General features: G+C 61.6%; 1 pseudogene. It reads right to left on the reverse strand.

The window, feature by feature from the left end:
* A pseudogene (locus tag NR187_RS34855) lies at positions 1-263 on the reverse strand (flagellin); the annotation flags it as partial.

The following is a 263-nucleotide window of genomic DNA, read 5'->3' on the forward strand; positions in this document are numbered from 1 at the left end:
GTTGGTGTCGGCCAGGGTCAGGTTGGACGAACCGGTCTGCAGCACGTTGATCAGGCTCTTGTTGAAGTCCTGACGAACCTGCACCACCGAGAGGTTCGAACCGAGGCTCGAGGCTTCCGAGCGCAGCGTGCTCGACGCGGCGTTCAGGTTCGACAGCACCTTGTTGGTCGCGGAGTTGTCGATGAAGTCGACACCGCTGGTCAGCGAGGCGAGGCCGAGACCCTTGGAGTTGTAGGTCACGCCGGTGATGCTGAGGTTCGACT

The sequence above is a fragment of the Bradyrhizobium sp. Bra64 genome, from assembly GCF_024519875.1.
Lineage (GTDB): Bacteria > Pseudomonadota > Alphaproteobacteria > Rhizobiales > Xanthobacteraceae > Bradyrhizobium > Bradyrhizobium japonicum_G.